The sequence below is a fragment of the Metamycoplasma phocicerebrale genome, from assembly GCF_003383595.3.
GTDB classification, from domain to species: Bacteria; Bacillota_I; Bacilli_A; order Mycoplasmatales; family Metamycoplasmataceae; genus Metamycoplasma; species Metamycoplasma phocicerebrale.
Map to the genome: position 1 here is coordinate 277,789 of NZ_CP033058.2, position 23,561 is coordinate 301,349.

Consider the following 23,561-nt stretch of genomic DNA (forward strand, 5'->3'; position numbering starts at 1 on the left):
AATTTAATACCATGTTTTATTTTAGGTATTGTAATAGATATATATATAAAATTATAAATTATTAATGTATTTTATTGATCTTAAAATAGTGTAAAATTCTAATTATGAACAATTTATTAGAAAAAGAATTTAATTCATTCATAGATAACATAATGGAAATTCGCTTAGAAGATCCCCTAAAAGCAATTTATCTATTGGACGAAGGTCAAAAACAATTTCCAATTAGCGCAATGCAAAAGGAAATAGAAGCAATAAGAAACTCAATTACATTTCAATTAAAGAAAAACAATTTAATAACTAAAACATCATTAGATACCTTAAGTTTAATTAACTCATTAAAAAACAAAAAAATGGATTACATTTTTATGTTGAATTATAATGAACTAAAAAAACGAGATATATCAAAATATCTTTCAGAATTTCAACATTTTTTTGAAGGAAAAGGTTTTGATAATTCTGGTTTTCAAACCCTTATATATGATTTATTACAAACTAAAAATGTAGATTATGATTACAAAGTTAAAAATGAAATTATAAATCCTAAAAAAGATGGCTCATTTTTAAAAAATCCATCAATTGCAAAATTAGAAAAAGAAATATTAGAATCGTTTAATAAAGATATAGCCAAAAGTAAAATAGCGCGTCAAGTTTTTAGCGCTTATTTATTTCAAAATTGAATAGATATATTGAAAAATAAAACTATAGAAGACCATAAAATTATTGAAAATGTAACAGCAGTTCTATTCAATGAAAAAGAAGAAAAAGATTTAAATGAATCTGAAAAAATCTTATATGCATTATTTAAATAAATAATGTTATAATATTTACATAATTTTTTATTCAAGGAGACACAATGTCAAGAAAATTAAACAATGATAAAACAGAATTAATAATCGATTATACTTTAGAAGGTGAAGAATGAGCTAAGGCAATAGCTAAAGCAAAGCAAAAAATGGTGCAAGAAATTACTGTTCCAGGTTTTAGAAAAGGTAAAGCTCCTCTACGTGAAGCTGAAAAACATATCGATTACTCTAAATTAATTAATAAAGCAGTTAGAAATAACTTAGAAAATGTATATAAAGAACATATTTTAACACAAGTTAAAGATGAAGATAATTTAAGTGATTATTCTCCTTCTTTAGATTTTAAAGAAATATCTTTAGAAAAAGCAACATATGAATTTACTTTTCCTTTATTTCCTTCTGTTAAATTAGGCGATTATAAAAAATTAGAAATTAAATTGCCAAAATTAGAAATAACAAATGAAGATTTAAAAAATACAGAAAAAGAAATTTTGGAAAAATATGTTGTTATGCTAGATTCAGAAGGGCCAATTAAACTTAATGATGAAGTAGTATTTGATTTTGAAGGCTTTATTAATGGAGAAAAATTTGAAGGTGGAGAAGCAAATGACTTTAATTTAAAAATTGGATCAAAACAATTTATCCCAGGCTTTGAAGAAAAAATGATAGGGTTAAAGAAAAATGAATCTAAAGATTTAAATTTAAAATTTCCAGAAAGCTATCATGTAAAAGATTTAGCAGGAAAAGATGTTGTATTTAAAGTTACTATTCATTCAATTAAAACACCAGATTATCCAAAAGTTAATGAACAATTTTTAAAAGAGGTTCAAATCAATTCTTTAGTTAAAGACAAAGCTAGTTATGATGAATTTTTAGCACATAATGCTTTGAAAAATAAGTATTCAGTATTAGTAAAAGAATTTATGGATAAAGCAATTGAAAAATTGATGAAGAATTCAGAAATTAAAATGTCAAAAATTATAGTAAAAGAAGAAGCTGAAAAATATTACAAAAACTTTTTACAAAGTTTAAGCCAACAAGGTATTACTGAAAAAGATTATTTGGAATTTACTGGAACTACAAAAGATCAAATAGTTGATAATTATTCAACAGAAGCAACTAAAAACTTATCACAATCATTTTTATTAGGAAAAATAGTTGATGTTGAAAAAATAAAAGTAAGTGAAGAACAATATAACAAAGAATTAGAAAAACTTTCAAGTATTTATTCAATAGGATTAGAACAAATAAAATCATTCTTTACTTTACAAAGATATGAACAACAAAAATTATCAGAATTAATATATCAAAAATTAGCTGAATTAAATGATTCAGAACATTTATCTACTTATAGAGATGCTATTAAGAAAATAGAAGATTATGAAGAAAAAGGCACAAGATCAATAGTATCAATAAATAAAGAAAAACATCAAGAAAAAAAATAAATTAGCTTTTTGCTAATTTTTTTATGCTATTTTTATTTTCTTTAACTAATTTTTTATCTATAATTTGTTTTTGAATTTTGAGTATAGCTATTGAAAAACCTCAAAAAATTGTATATATTATAAAACTACCTAATATAGTAAAAAATGGATATACCAAAGTCGGAATTCAAGGTTTTAATTTTTTAAAAACAGGTATGTTTGAAATTAAAGGAGACCCATAACGGTGCGACATATTAAATAAATTAGGTTCAAAATCAGTTTTATTATTTATATCTAATTGGTAAATTATTTCGTTACCAATTATTATTAGTATAAAAATAATAATAAACAATATATACCCACTTAAAATATTTTTTCAATTATATTTAATTGCTTGGCTCAAAACTGTTCAAATACCCAAAACTAATAGTATTCCATGATAAATCATTGTGTGGTTTGATATAAAAACATTTTTAGTAAAAACATCACCAGGATAAAACATAACAAAACACCCTGATCATAAATTCATAATACTTAAATAGGAAAGAAAAGTATTGCTTATTATTTTATGTTTTGATGGTATAGCTAAATAAATAGGAATTAAATATAAAGGCATAGAACATAAAACCATTGGAAAGGCTCAAGTGTTGTTTTTATATTCACCAAAATTACTACCAGTTGCATAAATTTGCTTTAATAATTCTATAAAAAACAAAGGAATATACAATACTAAAAACACTAGTTTAGTTTGCAACGAATTAGGTTTTTTAATTATAGATACAAGGAAAATTGAAATTTTTAAAAAAATAATTAAATATGTTAAATGAAATCAACCATAAAAATTGGGTTCTTCAAAATTAAAAGAAGAAAAAAATGAATACAACTTATTATTATCATTATTTATATTTCAAAAAACACTCATTTTATTTCCTTTATTATTAAATTTTTAATATTATAACTAATAATAATCTTTTTTGTTTAATCGATAATCAAAAAAGCTGACAAATGCCAGCTTTGCATAACATTAAAGTATTTTTTATAAAACAATCATTATAATTGAGCAAATAATAATAGCTAAAATAATTGAGGTACTTGTAATTAAAAGTTTATTTATTTTAAGCTTCTTTATTGAATTTCTTTTTATAATAATAAAAATTATTGAAGATAAAATAAGCAAGCTTGATAATCCTAATAATACATAACCTACTTTATTTATTATTTTATTATTTTTCTTATTGTTAATTTTAATTTTATCATTAGCTATTTTATAAGCTTTTTCAAATTGTGGTTTATACTTCGCGTCACTAAGTGGCTTATTATCAACTAGTAAAGATAATGTTTCAAAATTTGTCATTATATTTTTAATTTCATTAACATAATAATCATATCAATTAAAAATGTCAAATGTTCTAGGTTTTGTAGAAGCAATTAATCTTGATATTTGCATATTTATTAAATTATAATAACTATTAATTGTTGATAAACTATAATTGCTTTTGTTAAATTTCTCAGTTATGATTTTTTCATTAATTTTAATAATAGCTTTAAATCTTAATAAAACATCTTTCAATGAATTCGATAGATAGTAAAAATAATCATTGCTATTTATAGATGAAGAAAATAAACTTGTCAATAATAAATATTTAGATTCATGTATTCCACTATTAACTATATAATTAGAATTATTTTTTAAATAATTTGTTGTTGTAGCGGAAATTATATCATTAGATTTTTTAATATATTTTTCACTATTTGTTAAGGTAACTCCAGCATTTATTAAATTATATAATGCGTCTCTTAGAACATCATTTCGCAATAACTCATAATTAATTTTTTCATCTACACCTAAAGCATCGATAAGTTTAAAATACATTTTTTGATTTTCATTAATTATTTTTTCATAAACATAATTTAAAGCTTTTTGTTCTGGGCTTGTATTAATAATTAATTCTGCCTTATAAGGTCTAAATTTTTTAGTTACTTGGTCTAAAATTTTGACATTAGCCAATACTTTTTGACCGTTTTTTTCTAAACTATCAACAATATATTTATATCTTGTGTTTATTGGATTATTAAAGAAAAAAACTAAGGATTTATTTTTTTCATCAGCCGAATTAAAATAACTAATTAATTCATCTGCATTTTTTGTAGTAAGTAAACTTGAAATATTTGGAATTAGATTTGGTAAAGCTTGAATTTGTTCTTCTGAATCAAATTTTTTCTTTGGCTTGTCTCCAGGAACCAAATCAGGTTTTGCAAGTGGATCATCATCTTTGTTTTGTTGTTTTTCATCTAATACAAAATTTTTGTTTTGTTCTAAATCAAAATTTACAAACTTTTTATGAAAATTTTTGATTATATATTCTTCCCAACTTTTGTAGCCTTCTGGAACACTAAAACTCATTCCATTAATTACATTTTCCTTATCTTGTCAACTACCAAAACTAATTTTTATGTCCTTCCCAATTTTTGGAATATCGTCAGCATTAAAAAGCATTTTTGGCAATTCTTTATTCAATGATTTTAAATAATCATTTGTTAATTTTTCTAATCTCTTTTTTTCTATAGAGTTAATTTCTTCATTTTTCTTTTTTATTTTGCCATTAGGTTTTATTTGTTCTTCATAATTTGTTTCAACATTTAAGCCAACCTTTATATTTTCATAAGTTTTATTTTCATATGATATTTCTGAAATATTATATTTTTTATTTTTAGCCAAAACAAATGGAAAAACAATGCTGAAACCAAAAGCAGTTGATGGATTTTTTAAAATTTCAGTTTTATTTTTTTTCAAAAATTGTATTATATTTTGTGTATAAATTAATTTCTCTAAATTACTCTTAAAATCTTTTTCTAAATCTTTAATCAATTTATTTTTTTCATTCTCAAAATAATTAATTGTAAAATCAACTATTGGTTCTAGTCCGCTTTTTATACTATCTTTAGTTATTTTTTCAAAATCATCAAAATCTTTTGCAACATCAGGTTGCTTTTTATTTTCAAAATTCTTATTTAAAGATCCAGAAATTACAACTGTAGGTATTAACGCTACTGATGGTATAGCGCTTAAAATTAAAAGACTATTTTTTATCTTCATAATTTCTATCTCCTATTAGTTGTAAATTTTGTTTTAAAGTTTCGATATATAATTTTTGATTTAAAGAATTTTTTTCTATATACTGATCCAAAGACAACCCTATTTTTTGCAATGAATTATAATAATTTATTTTATTAACTAAATCTTTTATTTCTTCTTTATTATTAATTCTTTTTGTGGCTTTTTTATAAATGTTCTCTTTATTGAAAGTATTAATTGTTACAACATTGTCTGAAACTATTAAATTTGTATTTATTAAAAATAAATAAAATTCTTTATTTTCATCTAAATCTTTTATTTTGATTATTGTATTATCATAAGCCATAATAGAATTAGAATTAATTAAAAGTCAATCATCTTCTTCATCAATATTAATGTATAATTCTCCATTTCGAATTATTATTTTTTTATCATTTAAAAAGTTTATTGTTATTTTAAATGAAGTGTTTTTATTATCCATTATTTAACACCTCCATTTTTTTGATTAGATCTAGTCAACAATACAATTTCTTCTATTTCTTTTTCTCTTTTGATTCTAATAGTTTTCTTTTTAATTGATTGAATTTCTTCTTCTATTTCATTAATAATTTTGTTTGTTGTGACTAAATCGTTTTTACCATTATAAAATGAAGATTCTATTATTAATGAATATATAGCATTTTCTAAAAATATATTTATTTCATTATCAATAAAGTCATCTATTTTAGGATATATTTTGTAATTAGTTATATCAAATGAATAAGAATTTATTTCTTCATGATTTACTAGTTTATTTACATCAAAACGATCAATAGGTAGGATTGTGAAATAACCATTGTAATTTCTGTTTGTATTTAAAACAAAGTTAACTTCAGCATAATTATTTTCAATGCTAAGAATTCTTATAAATTGACTTAAAATTAAAGGAATGTTTTTTGTTTGTTTTTCTTCTTCGGTTATTGATTTAATAATGTTTAAATTATTTTGATTGCAAAATTCATTTGCTCTTTGTCCTATAGCTATAAAATCATCATGTTTTTTATTAATAACATTTAAAAGATTTTTTTCATATCTACTATAAGAATCTGTTGAGTATTTTTGATTTTCAGTTAAATAAATTCATAAAGTTGATCTCTTTTTCAAAAATTTATTTATTTTTTCTATCATTTTATTTTTAAACACTTTGTTATGAATAAGTTTATTTTTTATAGCATATTTTTGAGATACTGAATTTATTAAATTTATATTAATCAAAGCATTAGAAATATTAAATTTTAGTTTTTTAGTCAATTTCATTATGTTAATAAGAAGAATATTTTTAGTACTATTGACTTTCGTTAATATATTCTTCAAATTGTGTAGTTTTTCTTCTCATTTTTTTAAATGCATATTTATCACCTTATTACATTTTTTTTGCTAAAATAAATTTCTAGTTTTTGTCTTAGTCTTATTGCTATCCCGCTCATAATTTCAACTACAAAACCATTAGATAATAAATTTTTAATTTCTAAATTTAATATTTCCAAAGTTTTTTTATTTAATGTTGCATTTTTAGATCTTAAATCAATAGATTCAAAATTTGTAGTTATTGCATTTTCAAGAGTTGGTACTAAAAAATAATCATTTAACTTTTTTGATAATTTATATTTGATAATAAAGTTATCATATATAACATCAAATCTATTAATTAAGGCATCTTCTATTTTTTTAATTAATTCATCAGTATAAGAATTCTGCAAACCATTAAAAGATTTTAAATTAACTGTAGAAATCAATTTATAAAATGAAATAAATTTATTGTTATCTTGTAGGGTTTCATAAATATTGTTCATTTTTTCAATTTCTTTTAGTGATTCAATTAAATTCTTTCTTTCATTATTATTTTTTTTCATTATTTAGCCTCGCTTAATTCTTTTTTATTCTTTGTTAGTCTAAATAAAGTAATGCCTAATTGCATCAAACTAATTGTATTAAAGCCAATCGACAATGCTAAAGTTGTAATTATAAATATTAAGTTTAATGATAAAGGAGAATCAATATTATAAAAAGCTTCATTGTTATGTGAAATTAACAAAGCATTTAGACCATTAAGTATTAAAGTTATTGTTATAAATAGTGTTATTATTTGAATAAATATAGTTGCATAAACATTTTCTGAATTGTTTTGCAATCTATATAAAAGAATCATTGTAATAGAATTTAAAGCTGCTATTAATAATAAAATATTATTAACTAAAGTGCTTTTGCTAATTAAAGTAATTATAGCTATTGTTATTCAAACAATGGATAAGCAGAAGCCTAAAATAATATTTTTAGATAATGTACTTTTCATTTTCATTTTTTTAACAAAAGAAAACAACATGTAGAATACAAAAATTCCTATAATTGGTATTAAACCCAATAAGTATAAAAAGTTATTTGAACTATATAATTTTCCTATTACATTGCTTGAGTTTTTGTAAAATAAAACTCTTATAAACCAAACAATAGTACTAAAACCAAAAATAGATCATAATACTAATTTTTCTTTTATTGATTTAAAATTATATTTTTTAGAACTTATATCAGCTATTTTTTCTATATTAGTTCCAAAAAAACATAAAAGAATAAAAGCAAAAAACAAAATTACAAAAAATAAATTTTTTATATCATTTTTCGAAAACATATCAACAAATCAATTGTGAATAATATTGTTGTTTAAAAAATCAAATTTATCACCTTTTATGCTAAATATTCATATTGTTAAAGTAATAAAAAATGCTAATACGAATGAGCTTCTAGAAATTATAGAAATAATTGTTAATTTGTTATTGCTATATACTATTGGATTAGTTTTCTTTTTTATTTTATATGAATAAATTGAATAAGCGATATCTAAAAATAATAATGGCAAACAAATTAATGATAAATAATAGTAATCTAGTGTGTCTAATTTAAAAAAAGTAAATAGAAGAATAAAGGCCAAACAAGAAAATAATAAATAAGTAATAAACCAAGGAATATATTTTTTTGTATAAACTTTATTATCAATAACATTTGAATAGTTTTTTGAAATAGAATAAATAAAAATACTTGCCAAAAAAAATAACCTAAATAGAACAATATAATTAAGTCTTTCTGTAGTTAAATTAGAAAAAACTAAAAAATACTGTAAATCTTTATTTATAAAAAGTTTATTAGCTAATAAAGTTCTTGATGAAAAAAACAATAATAATATCGAACTTATAGCAAAAAAACTTAATAATATAGATTTAAAAATTATAGTTAAGGAATTTCTTTTTTTATTGTTTGCTAAAGTTTCGAAATCATCATATATTTTTTTTTGCTCTATTTTTGCATTTTCCATTTTCAACTCCATAATAATATATATTAATTATTTTATTCTAATAATATTAAATAATGGGTATATTTTACACTTATTAATAAATTTAATAAAAAAATAACTCCTTTTATTAAAGGAATTATATTTTTACTATCATTTTTTAGCAAATTTTAAAAAATCTTTTGCTATTTCTGGTTTTATTTTTGCAATTGTTGTACATATAGCACCAATACCAGTATGTATTGCTATATCAACAGGCATTGCAAAAGAATAAACTGGAATTTCATTATTTATAATGATTTTAAATTTATTAACTAATTCGTCTAACATTTCACTTTCTGCATGAATTATTAAAAAATATTTGTCTTTCGTTTCTTCTTTGTTATTTTGTCACATCTCATTAACAACTTTTTCTAATGATTTAACAAAAATTCTGCCAATACCATCTTTTTCAAGAACCCCATTATCAAACTTAATAATAGGAACAATTTTTAATAACTTTGCTATAGCAGCAGCAGTTTTTGACAACCTTCCGCCTTTTACTAATGCATCATTAAATTGAGGAATTAAAATTAATCTTTCATTATTTTCATTAAAAATTTTAGTTGCATCTTCAAAACTCATTCCATTTTTAATATCATCTTCAAAAATAAGTAAATCTCTCAATATTAAAAATGATAATTTTTTAGATTGAACTACATATACTTTATCATTATCTTTAAATTGATTAGTTACAAAAGAAGTTTGAGAAGATAAAAATTGTGAAATACAATAAATTACAACTTTATCATATTTATCTATATATTCTGAAACTATTTTTTCATTTTCACCTAAAGATGAAGCAGAAGTTTTAGCATCAATTTTTTTATTTTCTTTTCACATTTTTGCATAATGTGAAATTTGTATATTGCGACCTATTTGATATGTATTTTTGTCTATTTCCGCTTGTAATGGAATAAAGCCTCACCCAAGTTCTTTCGCTTGATCTTCATTAAGACCACATGATGAGTCAACTATAATTTTTATTTTCATTTGTTTTCTCCTGGTTTTATTAAATTTTTGATAATCATATTATATAGACTAAGATTATATTATATTTATATTTTTAAAAATTGTAGAAACTTTTAAACTAAACACACGAACAATAATTAACTTATATAATATAATTTATTAGAAATAAAATTCAATAATTAAGGAGAAAAAATGAGCTTAAGCTTTTTAGAAGAATTAAGAGAAAGAAAAATTTTAAATAATATTTCAAGTGAAGAAAAATTTTTAAAAATTAAAAAGGGGGCTGGTGTATATATTGGATTTGATCCAACTGCTCAAAGTTTGCACTTGGGTAATTATTTACAAATTTCAACTTTATTAAGATTTAAAAAAGCAGGTTATAAACCTTACGCTATTTTAGGCGGAACAACTGGGATGATAGGAGATCCAAGTTTTCGCAGCACTGAAAGAAACTTTTTAGATAAAGAAACATTAAATAAAAACAAAAAGGCAATAAAAGCTCAATTAGAAAAATTTGGACTAGAAGTAATTGATAATTATGATTTTTATAAAAATATGACATTAATTGAATTTTTAACTGATGTTGGAAAAATGATTAATGTCAACTATTTGCTTGAAAAAGAAAGCATAGCTACTAGATTAAATAATGGGTTAAGTTTTACTGAATTTAGTTATCAGTTGATTCAAGGTTGGGATTTTAAAAATATGTTTGAAAAGCATAATGTTAAAATTCAGGCAGGTGGTTCTGATCAATGAGGCAATATTACAACTGGTCTTGAATTTATTAGAAAAATTCATGGAGAAAATGCCGATGCAGTAGCTATTACTATTAATTTATTGACCGATGAAAATGGAGTGAAATTTGGAAAATCCACCGGTGGCGGATCTTTATGACTAAATAAAGAAATGACTAGTCCTTATGCAATGTATCAATTCCTTTTAAATCAAGCTGACGAGAAGGTCGATGAATATTTAAAAACTTTAACTTTTCTAAGCTTAGATGAGATTGATAAAATTATGGAAGAACATAATAAAGCTAAGTTTAAAAGAATAGCTCAAAAAACTTTAGCATTTGAGGTTTTAAAAAATGTCCATTCTTTAGAATTGGCCCAACAAGCTAAAAAAATAAGTGAAGTTCTATTTTCTAAAGACTCTTCTTCTCTTACATTAAATGACATTGAAATGGTAAAGTATTCAATACCATTAATTGATGTTAAGGAAAATATTAAATTTATTGATTTAATTAAAAATAATAATGTAACTTCTTCAAATAGAGAAACAAGAGAATTTCTTTCTAAAAAGTCATTTTTATTAGATAATAAAGTTATAGAATCTGAAGAAGAAATAATTAAATTTTCAACTTTTGAAGGCAAATATGCATTGCTAAGAAAAGGAAAAAAAGATTTCTATATTTTAGAAAATAAAAAAAATTCTTAAAATAAGGAGCATTATGAATTTTCCTAAAATTGTAATAAATGAAACTAAGTTTAAAAACAATGTTAAAAAAGCTATAGAAATTTGCAGGAAAAAAAATATTGAAGTTTTAGCAGTAACTAAAGGTTTTTGCGGTAATCGTAGAATGGCTGAATTATATTATGAAGCAGGAATTAAATATTTTGGAGATTCTAGATTAGAAAATTTTGAAATATATAAAGATATACCAGGGCATAAACAATTGCTTAGAATACCTATGATTTCTGAAATTCCTAAAATGTTAAAATTATGCGATTCTTCTTTAAATGGCGATATTGAAGTAATAAAAAAAATTAGTGATTATGTTTTAGAAAAAAAATTAAAAGTTCATGAAATTGTTTTGATGGTTGATTTAGGAGATAGAAGAGAAGGTTGCCTTCCTGAACAAACATTATATATAGCAAGACAAATTCAAGAATTAAAAGGTGTTAAACTTATTGGTTTGGGTTGTAATTTTGGTTGTTATGGAGCAAGAATACCTTCTGATGAATCTATGGCGCAATTTGTTTTGTTACAACATCAAATAGAAAAAGAATTAAATATTAAATTAACTCACATTTCCGGAGGAAATTCTTTAAGCTTGCATATGGTTTGAGAAAATAGAATGCCCAAGGAAGTTAATTTCTTGCGTATGGGTTTTGCTATGATTTTTGGAACTGAAGATATGTATAGAAAAACTATAGAAGGTATGCATAGAGATGCCTTTAGATGTGAAGCTGAAGTAATAGAAGTTGATTATAAATCTTCCTTACCAGTAGGAGCTTGTGGTGTAGATGCTTTTGGCCATATTCCACATTTTGATGATATAGGAGACATTAAAAGAATTCTTTTGGCTATAGGAAAATTAGATACTATGTTTGATGCAATGATACCATATGATAAGGATTTAGTAATATTAGGAGGTTCTTCTGATCATATGATTATTAATGCCCAAAATAGCAAAAATACTTATAAAGCCGGAGATATTATAAAATTTAATTTAGATTGAGGAAGTTTATTGTATTTGTTTAATTCTAAATATGTAAAAAAAGAATTTGAAAAATAAATTCCTAGATTATTAAGTTAAAACTTTGTTATAATTAGCAAATGAATAAAATTGATAAAATAAATAAAAAACATTATAAAGAAGAAGCAATACAATATGAAAAAACCAATCTTAAAGGTTTATGAAAATCTGAAATAGAAATATTTAAAAAATATTTAAAACCTAATCAGACTATTTTGGAAATAGGAACAGGAACTGGAAGAGTATCAACAAATTTATTTAATATATTTCCTAAATTGAATATATTGGCTGTTGATTATTCCCAAGATATGCTTGATAGGTTTCCTAAAGATATGGATATAAAACATGAATTATTGGATATTACAGAATATAAGAATACTTTAAATAATAAATTTGATGTTATTTTATTTATGTTTAACGGGTTTGAAAATATAATTGAGGAAAGCGCAGTCATTAAAGCTCTAAAAAATATAAATAGTTACTTAAAAAAAGACGGAATATTTATTTTTACAATACATGAAATTTTTTCTAATTTAGAGTTCCAAGAATTTTGGAATGAAAGATTATTCAAAAATAATAATTGAGAAAATAAAACTTTAGAAATACAAGAAAAAAATAAAAACAGTATATTTCATCATTTTTATACTAACGATGATATTGTTAAAAAATTAAAAGAAGCGAATTTTCAAATTTTAGAAAAGAAAAATAGAAACGAGTTTGAAGAATTTCAATGAGTTAAAGATTATTCTAAAAGTTGTGACTTTTATGTTGTCAAAAAAGTTAAATAAAAAATGCAATCTCGTTTGCATTTTTTTATTCTAAATTGAAAACTATTTTCTTTTAATTTCTTTCAATCTAGTGCTTTTACCTTTCAAGCCTCTCATGTAGTAAAGTTTAGCTCTTCTAACTTTATTTTTTCTTTTAACTTCAATATTTGAAATTAAAGGTGAGTTAACTTTAAATACACGTTCAACACCAACACCATATGAATCTTTTCTAACTGTAATTGATTTATTAATACCTTCGCCATAAGAAGCGATAACCAATCCTTCAAAAACTTGAATTCTTTCTTTATCGCCTTCTTTAATTCTAACGTGAACTCTAACATTATAACCTTCTCTAACTTCTGGAAGATCTGTTCTAATTTGATCTTTTTCTACAAATTCTAATAATTTAGTTCTCATTTTTTTTCCTTTCAATTATATCTTTTCGATTTTTTAAGGTTTTTAAATAAGCATTTTCCTCACGTCATTTTTTTATTAAAGCATGATTACCTGATAATAATACTTCAGGGACTTTTAATCCTTTGTAAATAGCTGGTTTTGTATATTGTGGATAATCTAATAAACCATCATTTTCAAAACTTTCATTCTCGTGACTTGCTTTTCTTAGCACTCCTGGAACTAATCTAGCTACCGCTTCTGAAATAACCATAGCGGGTATTTCTCCTCCGGTAAGAATATAATCGCCAATTGAAATTTCTTCGTCCACGAAATTTAAAACGCGTTCATCAAAACCTTCATAATGACCACAAACAAGCGTAATTTCATTATATTTAGATAATTCATGAGCTTTGTTTTGATCAAATTTTTGGCCTTGCGGACTTACAAGAATTTTATGACTATTAGGTACTGTTTCTAATGCTAAATCAATAGGTTCTACTTGTAAAAGCATTCCATCACCGCCACCATAAACTGTATCATCAACTTTGTTTCTTTTTTCTTTTGAAAATTTTCTAAAGTCAATTATATTTAATTCAATGTGACCGAGCTTAATTGCCTTTGCTATCATGCTTTGGTTTTTAAATGCCTCAAAATAAGCCGGAAATAATGTGAGTATGTTTATTTTCATAATTATTTATTTTTGTTTGCTACATAGTTTTTGTAGAAATCATTTCTTTTTAGTAGAGTTCTAACTGTATCGGTTGGTCTGGCACCATTGTTTAGGTATTTTGTTGTTAGTTCTTCATTTAGTACTAGTTGTTTTGTATGAGGGTCATAGTGTCCTAATTCATCGATAAATTTTCCATCACGTGGAGCTCTCGCATCAGAAGCGACAACTTTGTAAACAGCATGGAATTTTTTACCAGTTCTTTTTAGTCTTAATTTAACCATGATTTTCCTTTCTATAAATTCTAAGTGTATGTTGTTTTCTTTATATTTTTAAAGAATGATATTATTTTACCACAAAAAATAAGTGTTAAGCAAAAATACTTGACACTTTTTTAATTGCATTTTTTTTAAATTGTTGTTTTAAAATTTTTGTTAAAAATTATTCATGGTAAAATATATTAATATGACAAAAGAATTATTAAAAGAAAAATTAAATTTCTCTTATTCTCCTTATTCTAAAGTGAAGGTCGCAGCTTTAGCCATTGATGATAAGGGAAATGAATATTATGGTGTTAATTGTGAAAATGCAGCTTTTCCCAGTGGTTTATGTGCAGAAAGATCTGCGCTATTTGGCTCATTAGCTTATGGTGCAAAAGTGGGTAGTTTTAAAGAAATTCACATTATTAGTAATTTAAATAAAATTTTATATCCTTGTGGCGCATGTAGACAAGTGATGTCACAATTTTTGAAATCTAATGGAAAGATAATATTGTATTCAACAGATTTAAAGGAAGAAAAAGTTTTTTATATTCAAGATATTTTGCCAAATGGAGTAAAAGAAGAAGATATAACTATTAAATAGAAAGGTAATTTTTTAATTTATGGACAATACAAAACAACATATTTGTGATCTAAAACATATTGAATTACATGGTTCGAATTTTGGCGAAGAAATTAATTATTATTTAAATAAATATTCTATGTCTCAAAAAGAATTATCACAAAGATTAGGAATAAGTACACAATATGTGTACATAATAATTAACAGTAAAGAAAATGTAAATTTAAGCTTATCTATTATTGAAGGCTTGGAAAATGTATTTAACCTTGAATTAGGAACTTTATCAGAAGTATATTCTATTTATGCAAATGAAGAAAAATCTAATGACAAAAATATTGAAAAATTATTAAGCCAATATGGCGAAGAGTTTTTAATTCAAAACCCTAATTTGCCTTTGGCAAGTAATTTAAAATTATTAAAAGAAATGCCAATAAGTAAAAAATTAATGACTATGAATAGATTTTATGGAGTTTCAGATTTAAAATATTACCAAGATTATTTAAAAGAAAATGCCATTGCAGATGAAGAAGTTTATCAAAATCCAAACAGCAAGGTTTGAATAAGATTTTGTGAATTATCTATACCAGAATCAATTAACAATAAAAATTTAGGTGTTTTTAGAAAAACGAGTTTTAACTTAGTTTTTAGAAAAACCATTAAAACTATATGTCAAGATAATCTTAATTTTGAAGAAAAAATAAAAGAATTAAAAGATTATTTATTAACTAAAGGAATGATATTAATAACAATGCCTTTTATTGAAAATAGTAATATTGAAAGTATTGCCTTTCAAAAAGGAGCTAGAAGGCTTATTTTTGTTTCAGATATATTTGAATGTGAAGCTTTTATTTTCAGATCTATTCTTCATGAAATTACTCATTGTTTTTTTATAAAATCAAATGAAAATCAAATTGATGAAATATATTCTAAGGCATATCGAGAATTTAAATCAAAAACAAAAATAAAATATAAGGGTTTAGATGATGCTATTATAGCTCATGAGAATTGTTCTATTATTAAACATATCGAATATAAGGGAGAAGTTTGTGATATTACGAGGCAAGTACTTAAAAAATATCCTAAAGTATCTTTTAAAAATAAATAAAAAAATAAGATATACTAAATCAATTATTTTTGAGTTGTATATCTTATTTTTTAGTCATCTAATGGAACAAATCCGTCTTTTTCTGAAGACATTTTTCCTTTATATATTTTGTCTGGACACAAAATACTAAATCTTATTCCTGGCAATCTCCTGCCTTCATAAGAAGAAACTATTTCCATTTCTAAAATATGACCATTTAAAAAAGGAAAAACACTTTCATCAGGTGCAGAATATTTGAAATATTTTTTAAATCTTCCATCTTTAACAGCATTTTCAAATTTTATTTTTTTATCAATATTATTTTCTATTTGCTTATCTTCAGGATAATAATCTAACCTAATGTTTTTAATTATTTGTATAAGTTCATCATTTGATAATTTTTTAGCTTCTTTTGTCTTTGTAAAAGAAATAGCATCAACAACTAATTTTATTTGAGAACTATTTAGTAGTTTAGTATTTGGATTTGGAGCTGGATCAATTCATCCATCACCATCACCATCATCTAAAGAATTGTTACATGAAACAGCCACCATAGGTAAGATTGGCAGACTAGATAAAGATAAAATGCTCAATACTAATTTATTTTTTTTCATATATATATTTTAATACATTTTTATATTTAAAAATATAAATAAAAAAGCGAAATTAATTTAAATCCAATTTAACTTCGCTTGCTTTTTCTATTTGATCATTTCTATCTATACATAGTATTTGATATTTAATTACTATTTTATTATTATCATTATAGCCTAATTTAAAATTGTATTTATGTGCTGAGCCAAAACCTGTTAATGGGTGATATTTAAAAATAAAATATTTTTTAAATTCAATATTGTAATTAATTATTTGTTCTGCTATTTCTTGTTTGTTTTCACGCATGCGCACAAATTTATCCCATTTTTCTAGCAATTTGTTTTCTTGCATTAATTTTTTGCCTTCAGCAGTTAATTTGAATTCGAAGGCATCAATTATAGTTTGAATTTGCCCATCGGTTAATAAAGGAACGTCTTTTTCTTGAAAGTCTTTTTCACTAATATCACAAGAACTAGAAATTACTGGAAGACTTATTATTGGTATGATTCCTATTAACCATAAAAATTTTTTTGTTTTTTTCATTTTATTTTCTCCTTTTTTATTTACCTCTTATTAGAATATCTTGAAAATAATTCAAATCGTTAGGACTTAGCGGTTTAACAATATGTTTTTGATATACAATTTTTGAAAAGTTGTTAATATTTATTTGATTATTAAAATTTAAAGTATAACTTAGCAAATTATTAAGTTCATTTATTAAAGATAATTGACTTTCTAAATTTAATTTATTAATATAATTCTCAATTTTCAATAAATTATCACTAAGTTGAATATTATTATTATCAATATTTTTAGATTCTATAAATTTTTGATAATTAATTAATTCAACATAAACATTTTTATCTTGTATATTTAAATCTTTTATTGTTTTAGAAAGATTTATAATATTGTTGTTTTTGTTAGTTAAAATTGATAGTAAATATTCGCTAGAAGTGCCTTCAAAAATATTGAATTTATTATGTTTATAAATTGATTTGTTTTTATTAAAGAATTCATTATATTTTTCATAATCATCTATTAGAGTTATATCAACTACCAATTTCGGATTTATGCTATTTAAAATTTTTTTAGATCAATTTATTCTGCTTAAAACAAATTGATTTTTATTATTTATTAAGACTGGTATATTAATATAGATAGACTTATTTGAAGGTTTTTTGATATAAAAATCTTCAATAATTAAATTTAATTCATTTTTTATTTTTTCAAACCATGCAGATTCTATTTTTTTGCTTATTTTAATAATATAAGGATTTGAAAGTTTTTGTTTGTTTTGAAATTGAAAAGTATTATTTATTATTTGAGAATTAAAATCTAAAATAATAGGATTAGAAATATTCACAAAAGCATCTTTTAAATCTGCATAATTTAAACCATTTGTGGAAGCTGTTAATAAAAGGTTTTGTGGTGCTTGAGATAATCATATATCTTTATTATCTTCAATTAATGCATATTGATTAATTATATTGTTAAATAAGCTTTGAAATGCTAAATTTTTAGCTGTTAAACTGTAATGCAAATTATTGTCTAAACCATAATAAATTTTTAAAAAATTATTATTCATATAAGGTGTATTTATGTTTGGATTATGATTAATGATTATTGAATTATTTAATCTATATCTATTAAAATTTTTTTGATAAGAAAAATTATATTTCTTGTAATTCTTTAAAATATAATTCTTGTCATCTAAAGATAATTGTTCATAATTTATTTTTGAAACAATGTTTTGTTTGAAAGCATTAGTAATTTGAGAAGAAAAAGTATTTTCTGATATTTTTAATGGATTATATTCAATTTTTATTTGCCTTAAGGATTTTTTTATTGGTTTTATATAAAATTTGTTTTTTTCTAAAATAACTTCATTCGAATTTGATGAATAAATATAATAAAATCCAGCAAAATAACGATTTTTATAGTTTTTTCCATATTCAAAAAATCATTTAATATTTAAAAAAGGATTACCATATTTTTTTTCAATTATTTCAAAAGGAATTGCATCAAAATAGTTTTGTATAATAAATAAATTTTCAAAAATATTGTTTAAGTCAATAAAACTATTATCATTAGTTTCTATTGTTAAACTATTTGTATCTAAACTTAATAATTTTTCTACATTAATTTTATTGTTTCTTAAAAATGTATATAAATCAAAACCATTAAAAGCTTCATTTTTATTATTAGTTTCTCCTAATGCTATGTTGTGTTTTTTAGCATAATTTTTTCTAAAATCTTTGTTTTTTAATAATGAAGCAAATAACCCCAATTTAAAAGATTTAATATTAATAAAACTATTTTTTTGTTTAATGCCTTGATAATTTAATCATACATTAGGCATTTCGTGAACAAAAATTTCAAACGACTTCGCTTCCTTTAAAGATTTTTTAAAATTATTGTTATTTATAGATTTTTGATCAGAAGAAGGTATATTTAAGAAAGCGCTATTAAAGCCGTTGCCTTTATCTTTTTTAGGCTTAAAAATACCCGCTTCTTCGTTATTATTTTCTGGGTTGTATTCAACAATATCTATCATATCATTATCAAATTCATAAGAATTTAATTTAGAAACAACCTTTACTTTTTTAGCTCATTCAAAATTGTAAGAAATGGAAGAAGGAATTAGCACAATATTATCCCTAAAATCAATTAATGGTTGTTGAGAACTTTTGATTCTAAAAAGTTTTGCTGAAGTGGCTAAATTAATTTTTCTAATATTTTCACTTAGAAAATTATTATTTAAATATGCAAAATCTCCATAATCATTTGCATAGTTATTTTTTTCAACATATGAGTATTTATTACTATTAAAATTATTCTTTATGCAAGAAATTGTACATAAAGGCATTAAAACCATTGAAGAACTTAATAGTAATAATTTTTTCATCTTATCCCCTCAAAATTTTATTAAACATGTGTGTGAAAGCTTAGTAGTATTATTGTTATTACTATAGCTGCACTAAATGTTATAAAAGTAGAATATAAAGTTTTTGTATTCTTATTTCTAATATGAATAAATTCTGGTATTAATTCAAATACAGAAGTAAAAACAATAATTGCCCCCCCCATTGTTAATATTCCAGATTGAATTCATTTTAAAGTTCCTCCTAAAAATGTTCCGAAAAAAGCGCCCATAAATATAAAAGGAATAATTAAAATAAAAGTTAAAAAGTTATACATAACAGCTTTGCGTTTTTTTTCTCCATATTGAATTTGTCTAAAGTAGACTATACTAATTTCAAATAAAATATGCAATGTAAAAGTGATTAATAACATTAAAGAACTAGAAAAAGTATTTTTAGATACGATTATTTTAAAAATTGTATATCCAATAAAAAAACCATCTATAACTCTATGACTTAATAATAAAAGAATTGCTAATCATGCGGCCTTGGGATTATCTATATCTTTAAAAGAAATTAAGTGATCTGAGTGATTATGTTCTTCATGTTCTGTATGAGGATCTATTTTAGCTTTTTTTATAAATAAGTATCTTCCGCCTATTACTAAACTAAATCCAATTAAAGCGCTTATACCCATAATGCCTACCACTGTTAAAGTTCTAATTATTTCTGAACTTTGAACAAAAGTTCCACCGTGCGTATAGCTTTTGGCTATGTCGTACCCTTCTCTTAAAAAGCCAAAAGCTCCAAGCATTAAAAACATTCCTGTTGAAAAAGCATAAATGTAAATTAAAAAGTTTTTATTATTTCTTATTTTTTCTGTTTTTATTAGAGATAATAAACCCATTAGTAATAAAGGTAAAGCTACTAATATTGGTATATATACTAATAAATTTAGAAATAATAAGAGATAAAGATTTGCACTTGCTAAACCGGGCAATTCTCTAGTTATTATCATTTTTCTCCTTAAATTAATATAATTGAGAGTTATATAAATATATTTATATTCTTTTTACCTAACTACAATATTATACAATAATTTTATAACTATAATAATAAAAAAAATGATAAAATTTATATGTTATGATAAAGAAAAACAAAATATTAAGAATAATTGGAGTCATAAGCCCCATTGCTTTTTCATTAATTCCGATTAGTTGTATTTATAATAAAAAATTTAAAAAAGATGTTTATTTAGATATTAATAAAATATCTAGAGTATTTCTTAATAGATTATCTTTAAATCAAATTGCTTCTATTGAAAAAGATGAAAAAATATTTTATTATTTTGATGAAAATGGTAAACATAAATTTGAAGATGTAAAAATTGAAAATAATAAAATGTTTTTGAAAAAAAATAATACATGAATAGAATATAAACCTGATTATCCAATAAGAAACAATTGAAAGCAAAAAATTTCAAAAAATAACAATATAACTATTTTTGATTCTGAAGAAAATAGTGATATTAATAGTTTTTTAGTTGAATATGATTTTGACATAATAGATTCTGCCGGAACTTTTAATGATGAATGATTTAGTAATTTATCAATTTTAAAGGGAAAGGATTTTAATCGTCGCAATGGCGACCCTTATTTTGAAGATATGCAAACTATAATTTTTCGTTTAAATCAAGATATCGAATTAAATTATTCAACAATGAATAGAAAATATTTAATTAATTCTAAAAAAGAAAAAACTTTATACTCAAGTTGAATTCAGCCTCAATATATTCAAGCTGCAGCTTTTTTAGGGAACGAACATAAAAATCAAAGAGAGCTTTTTAGCAACATTTTAAAGTTATATTTAAATAAGTTTAATGTTAATGTTGGCAGTTTAGAAATAGATTGAAATGATACAAGTATAGTTGAGTCATATTCGGAAAATGGAGACTATATAAAATTTAAAATAAAAAGTATAAGGGACTGAAATGGTAATGAATTAATGTCTCAAGAAAACAAACAAAAACATTATTATTTGAATGGTTTTAGAACATATAAAACAAATGGTAAATTTGGTGTTGGGAATAAAGGTTTAAAAGAAAATCTGCCCTTGTTTACAGACTATATTGAAAATCCACTTTTGAAGATGGATGGAAAGCAATATTTAACAATAATTGATAACATTAACCACTTTATAAAATCATCTACTTCTCCCGAATATTGGAATGTTAAGGGACTAATGTATTTATTTAATACTTTTAAAGATGAAATTTTTCAAATTGATATTCCTGAATATAAAAAAAATGAAGATTTAGAATATAAAATAATTGATTTCCAATTTAGTGATTATTTTGATACAAATCAAATTTTTAAAGCTATTGTTAGAGTAATAAAAAAAGATCAAACTTATAAAGATTATATTTGGCTAAGTTCTAACTTCGATGATCACGGTCATAGGTTTAAGGGTTTAATATTTAATAATGTTAATGAGCAGAATTTGAGCCCTAATGATATTTATTCGTTTAAACCGGATAATAAAGGGATAATTAAAGGAATTTCTCTTGATGATTTTGTTAATTCAAACCAAAATAGTGCTTTTATGCAATCATTAAATAGAGCTTCAGACAAGATGAATAATTTATTTAATTATTGAAATAATGATAGTAGACAACATTTTGAACCATCACTTTTAAATACTAATTCTTATCAAATTCAAGTATTTAATTCTTATTTAAATAATTATTTATTAGCTTATGCTTTAGAAAACGAATCCAAAAAAACTTTAAGTGGAGTCAAAAGAATTGATATTGAATTAAAGCCAGAAAAAAATAAAGTTGGAAGATTGTATTTTGAATTAAAATTTATGAGTTTCAGTGATGATAAAGATAGGAATTTTAAATCTAAAAATGAAAAAGAAATAGCAAGAGCAGAGCTTTATTGAAACTATTTTAAAGGTTATAATAAACAAGATGATATAAACACTTTTACTCTTAAAAAATATGAAAGGTTTTAATATGAATTGAAAAAATAAAATGTTTTTAAAATATGCAAGCACTTTAAGCATTGTTTTGGTACCATTTTTTAGCATTTCTTGTATTAAATACCCAAACGATAAAGAAAATATTAATTTAGATGGATCTATTGATAATAAAGATGAAACAAAAGATTTTATTTTTAATCATGAAATTCCAAAAAAAATAAAAGAAATATATGGAAATTCCATAAGTGAACTTTTTTTAGAAGTTAAGGAAAAATATCGTAATTACCGAACAAAATATTTTAATATTAATAGAAAATTAAAATCATTGTCTAAAAAAGTTGAAGCCTTAATTCCTGAACAAGGAATACCAGAAAATTCTGCCGAAATTGAAAAATTTTATAATAAATGATTATTGGAGGATGGAAAAGATAGATGCAAATTAGCTAAATTATTTAATAAATATCAATTAATTTTTCAAGATGTTGATGCAGTTTTAAGTGATGTTAATTTGGTTTTTGATAATCAACAATTTTTAAAATTTATTAAAGTTTTGGATCAAAGAGAAAGCGGAATTGATATAAAGCAAGGTGAAATTCAAAATGCAATTATTTCATCATGAAAATTTTTAAAAAATCACTTATATAATAAAGCCAAAATTTCTAAAGAAGAAGATTTAGAAAAAATTAATATAGAATCAGATAAAAATTCTCATTCTCATTCTCACGCTATAATAAATTTAATGTTTGAAATGGGTCTTTGGCATTTATTATTAAAAAAGAATGTTTTAGATATTAATCAATTAAACGAGTTTAAAAAAGATTATGCAACATTTAAGAAAAATGTTGTTGATAACATAGGACAAAGAAACTATGAATCAGATTATAAATTTTTAATTGATTTATTTGAAAATGAAATGGAATTAGAAGACAATAATAATCTTATGAATAAAATTTTTCAAACAAAAGCAGAAAAAATTATGAATCAGCTTAAAGCATTATTAAATGAACAAATAAAAAAAGAAGGTTTGGAAAATGATATTTTTTTAGGTTGAAATGATTAAAAAAGTGTTAATTTATTTAAATTAATTAACATAGATTAAAACTAAGAAATCTTTTTTGCATAAAAAAACTAATTAAAGAAATAAAAATACCTTGATTTATAGCAAATTTGTATATTTTTTATATAAAAAAATCCAAAAATGGGTTTTTATCTATAAAATAAAATGCTAATATCTATGTTTAAGTAGGTAGAG

23 protein-coding genes are annotated in these 23,561 nt (G+C 22.5%); 9 read left to right on the plus strand and 14 right to left on the minus strand.

Annotated features, from left to right (window positions below; translation table 4 throughout):
* Window positions 1-104: 104 nt before the first annotated feature.
* The gene (locus DMC14_RS01120) at window positions 105-809 is read left to right on the plus strand and encodes a hypothetical protein (protein ID WP_116171404.1); all 705 of its coding nucleotides are present in this window, start codon (window positions 105-107) and stop codon (window positions 807-809) included.
* A 44-nt stretch (window positions 810-853) separates the two neighbouring features.
* Window positions 854-2,248 carry a trigger factor gene (gene tig / locus DMC14_RS01125; protein ID WP_116171405.1) on the plus strand — a complete coding sequence of 465 codons (1,395 nt, stop codon included), beginning with the start codon at window positions 854-856 and terminating at the stop codon, window positions 2,246-2,248.
* A 1-nt stretch (window position 2,249) separates the two neighbouring features.
* Here the strand turns inward: tig and DMC14_RS05915 are convergent, their stop codons facing one another.
* From DMC14_RS05915 to DMC14_RS01160, 7 genes are all read right to left on the minus strand, one after another.
* Entirely contained in the window at window positions 2,250-3,149 is a 900-nt protein-coding gene (locus tag DMC14_RS05915) for a TMEM164 family acyltransferase (protein ID WP_116171406.1), read from the minus strand.
* A gap of 114 nt (window positions 3,150-3,263) precedes the next feature.
* Window positions 3,264-5,324 (minus strand): MSC_0620 family F1-like ATPase-associated subunit, encoded by a 2,061-nt coding sequence (locus DMC14_RS05920; RefSeq protein ID WP_116171407.1) that lies wholly within the window; start codon window positions 5,322-5,324, stop codon window positions 3,264-3,266.
* Window positions 5,308-5,784 carry an MSC_0621 family F1-like ATPase epsilon subunit gene (locus tag DMC14_RS01140; RefSeq protein WP_116171408.1) on the minus strand — a complete coding sequence of 159 codons (477 nt, stop codon included), beginning with the start codon at window positions 5,782-5,784 and terminating at the stop codon, window positions 5,308-5,310. The genes DMC14_RS05920 and DMC14_RS01140 overlap by 17 nt, the downstream gene beginning before the upstream one ends.
* Window positions 5,784-6,692: an MSC_0622 family F1-like ATPase gamma subunit gene (locus DMC14_RS05925; RefSeq protein ID WP_116171409.1), complete on the minus strand. Its 909-nt coding sequence runs from the start codon at window positions 6,690-6,692 to the stop codon at window positions 5,784-5,786. The genes DMC14_RS01140 and DMC14_RS05925 overlap by 1 nt, the downstream gene beginning before the upstream one ends.
* A gap of 2 nt (window positions 6,693-6,694) precedes the next feature.
* The gene (locus tag DMC14_RS01150) at window positions 6,695-7,195 is read right to left on the minus strand and encodes an MSC_0623 family F1-like ATPase-associated protein (RefSeq protein WP_116171410.1); all 501 of its coding nucleotides are present in this window, start codon (window positions 7,193-7,195) and stop codon (window positions 6,695-6,697) included.
* Window positions 7,195-8,649, minus strand: a complete 1,455-nt coding sequence (locus tag DMC14_RS05930) for an MSC_0624 family F1-like ATPase-associated membrane protein (protein ID WP_116171411.1) — start codon at window positions 8,647-8,649, stop codon at window positions 7,195-7,197. Before DMC14_RS05930 ends, DMC14_RS01150 begins: the two co-directional genes overlap by 1 nt.
* Before the next feature lie 126 nt (window positions 8,650-8,775).
* On the minus strand, window positions 8,776-9,657 hold the full coding sequence (locus tag DMC14_RS01160; protein WP_116171412.1) for a DegV family protein: 882 nt from the start codon (window positions 9,655-9,657) through the stop codon (window positions 8,776-8,778).
* Between the two features lie 171 nt (window positions 9,658-9,828).
* Between DMC14_RS01160 and tyrS the strand changes: the two genes are divergently transcribed.
* Genes tyrS through DMC14_RS01175 form a run of 3 tightly spaced genes read left to right on the plus strand, consistent with a single transcriptional unit; the run spans window position 9,829 to window position 12,903 of the window.
* Window positions 9,829-11,073 (plus strand): tyrosine--tRNA ligase, encoded by a 1,245-nt coding sequence (gene tyrS / locus DMC14_RS05935; protein WP_116171413.1) that lies wholly within the window; start codon window positions 9,829-9,831, stop codon window positions 11,071-11,073.
* 13 nt (window positions 11,074-11,086) lie between these two features.
* Complete coding sequence (locus DMC14_RS01170) at window positions 11,087-12,154, plus strand: alanine/ornithine racemase family PLP-dependent enzyme (RefSeq protein ID WP_116171414.1); 1,068 nt, start codon at window positions 11,087-11,089, stop codon at window positions 12,152-12,154.
* 41 nt (window positions 12,155-12,195) lie between these two features.
* Window positions 12,196-12,903 (plus strand): class I SAM-dependent methyltransferase, encoded by a 708-nt coding sequence (locus tag DMC14_RS01175; protein ID WP_116171415.1) that lies wholly within the window; start codon window positions 12,196-12,198, stop codon window positions 12,901-12,903.
* 42 nt (window positions 12,904-12,945) lie between these two features.
* Here the strand turns inward: DMC14_RS01175 and rplS are convergent, their stop codons facing one another.
* From rplS to rpsP, 3 genes are read right to left on the minus strand one after another with little or no spacing between them, the layout of a single operon-like run.
* Window positions 12,946-13,299: a 50S ribosomal protein L19 gene (rplS, locus tag DMC14_RS01180; RefSeq protein WP_116171416.1), complete on the minus strand. Its 354-nt coding sequence runs from the start codon at window positions 13,297-13,299 to the stop codon at window positions 12,946-12,948.
* Window positions 13,289-13,966, minus strand: a complete 678-nt coding sequence (gene trmD / locus DMC14_RS01185) for a tRNA (guanosine(37)-N1)-methyltransferase TrmD (protein WP_116171417.1) — start codon at window positions 13,964-13,966, stop codon at window positions 13,289-13,291. Before trmD ends, rplS begins: the two co-directional genes overlap by 11 nt.
* Window positions 13,967-13,968: 2 nt before the next feature.
* The gene (gene rpsP / locus DMC14_RS01190) at window positions 13,969-14,229 is read right to left on the minus strand and encodes a 30S ribosomal protein S16 (RefSeq protein WP_116171418.1); all 261 of its coding nucleotides are present in this window, start codon (window positions 14,227-14,229) and stop codon (window positions 13,969-13,971) included.
* Window positions 14,230-14,410: 181 nt separating this feature from the next.
* Here rpsP and DMC14_RS01195 point away from each other — a divergent pair, with 181 nt between their 5' ends.
* Together DMC14_RS01195 and DMC14_RS05940 are read left to right on the plus strand one after the other, a co-directional pair.
* Complete coding sequence (locus DMC14_RS01195; protein ID WP_137412655.1) at window positions 14,411-14,809, plus strand: cytidine deaminase; 399 nt, start codon at window positions 14,411-14,413, stop codon at window positions 14,807-14,809.
* 19 nt (window positions 14,810-14,828) lie between these two features.
* Window positions 14,829-15,893 carry a helix-turn-helix domain-containing protein gene (locus DMC14_RS05940; RefSeq protein ID WP_116171420.1) on the plus strand — a complete coding sequence of 355 codons (1,065 nt, stop codon included), beginning with the start codon at window positions 14,829-14,831 and terminating at the stop codon, window positions 15,891-15,893.
* 50 nt (window positions 15,894-15,943) lie between these two features.
* On the opposite strand, the gene DMC14_RS05945 is transcribed toward DMC14_RS05940, so the two are convergent.
* From DMC14_RS05945 to DMC14_RS05955, 4 genes are read right to left on the minus strand one after another with little or no spacing between them, the layout of a single operon-like run.
* Window positions 15,944-16,486 carry a variable surface lipoprotein gene (locus DMC14_RS05945; protein WP_127922961.1) on the minus strand — a complete coding sequence of 181 codons (543 nt, stop codon included), beginning with the start codon at window positions 16,484-16,486 and terminating at the stop codon, window positions 15,944-15,946.
* A gap of 52 nt (window positions 16,487-16,538) precedes the next feature.
* Window positions 16,539-17,009: a variable surface lipoprotein gene (locus DMC14_RS01210; protein ID WP_116171422.1), complete on the minus strand. Its 471-nt coding sequence runs from the start codon at window positions 17,007-17,009 to the stop codon at window positions 16,539-16,541.
* Window positions 17,010-17,025: 16 nt separating this feature from the next.
* Entirely contained in the window at window positions 17,026-19,371 is a 2,346-nt protein-coding gene (locus DMC14_RS05950; RefSeq protein ID WP_116171423.1) for an OppA family ABC transporter substrate-binding lipoprotein, read from the minus strand.
* A gap of 20 nt (window positions 19,372-19,391) precedes the next feature.
* On the minus strand, window positions 19,392-20,345 hold the full coding sequence (locus DMC14_RS05955; RefSeq protein WP_116171424.1) for a ZIP family metal transporter: 954 nt from the start codon (window positions 20,343-20,345) through the stop codon (window positions 19,392-19,394).
* A gap of 125 nt (window positions 20,346-20,470) precedes the next feature.
* Here DMC14_RS05955 and DMC14_RS05960 point away from each other — a divergent pair, with 125 nt between their 5' ends.
* Window positions 20,471-22,342: an MAG3240 family lipoprotein gene (locus DMC14_RS05960; RefSeq protein ID WP_137412656.1), complete on the plus strand. Its 1,872-nt coding sequence runs from the start codon at window positions 20,471-20,473 to the stop codon at window positions 22,340-22,342.
* A gap of 1 nt (window position 22,343) precedes the next feature.
* Window positions 22,344-23,369 carry an HxHSH motif-containing lipoprotein gene (locus DMC14_RS05965; RefSeq protein WP_277870952.1) on the plus strand — a complete coding sequence of 342 codons (1,026 nt, stop codon included), beginning with the start codon at window positions 22,344-22,346 and terminating at the stop codon, window positions 23,367-23,369.
* Window positions 23,370-23,561: the final 192 nt, after the last annotated feature.